Origin of the sequence: Bartonella senegalensis OS02 (genome assembly GCF_000312545.1) — a bacterium.
GTDB lineage: Bacteria > Pseudomonadota > Alphaproteobacteria > Rhizobiales > Rhizobiaceae > Bartonella > Bartonella senegalensis.
In genome coordinates this window covers 1-758 of sequence record NZ_HE997563.1, presented here as the reverse complement: position 1 = coordinate 758, position 758 = coordinate 1, and the positions used below count along the sequence as shown (strand labels likewise).

Here is a 758-nt window from a genome sequence, read left to right as displayed (position 1 = left end):
AGGAATACCTGCTTTTAAAAAGCTTTAGGGTTCTCACTTTAGTAAAACAAAGAGCCATTTTACAATTGCTCTCTGATCAAAATGAAAGTTTTTAAAAGCACGCACGAGGCTGCTATTCCCGTTTTTAACTTCCTCTCCCTTAAAGGATAAAAGTTCCTGCCATCACAATCTCTCCTGTAACATAGCTGCTTAAAGAGAAAGCTTTGGTGGAAACATATTCTGATACTCAGAATTTCTATTTAAGTATAAAAGTTATAAAGATAAATGCGATTAATCCCTGCTGTTACTTAGCAAGCTAAAATGCTTTTATTTGCTTTAGCAAACAAGAGTTAATGCGTGAAAGAGTGAGGCTATCCTTTAAATTCTACAGGCTCTGCTTTTCTCATTCTTTTTGATTGAATGAAAAACACACTGCCTCTCATAAAGGCAAAACTGTTTTAATTTTTATTGTAAATCCCCTGAAATTACTTTATGAATTAAGGGATGTTTTGGTCGTATACGCAACGACCAAGAGGGTCTTGAAAGCCCGAAAACTCAAACATAAGAATGAGCCCGCTCTGCGGGTATCCCGGGATTCCGGGAGATTTTGCTATGTCCAGGTGCTTTAAGCACTAAAAGCAAAAAAAGCTGATTTGAGTTCAGTACTTTCAAGCTCCCGGAATACCAATGCGAGGGCGCTCGCAACCGGTGGGGGAAAATGCAAACCAAAAATCTTCATAATGACATTTTCATTGACAAATTCGTTGGCAAAAAAATTC

Annotated in this window: 1 pseudogene; it reads left to right on the top strand. The window is 37.6% G+C overall.

Features of this window, described 5'->3' with window-relative positions:
- Nucleotides 1-95, top strand: a pseudogene (locus BN200_RS09885) (helix-turn-helix domain-containing protein); the annotation flags it as partial.
- Between the last annotated feature and the right edge of the window lie 663 nt (nt 96-758).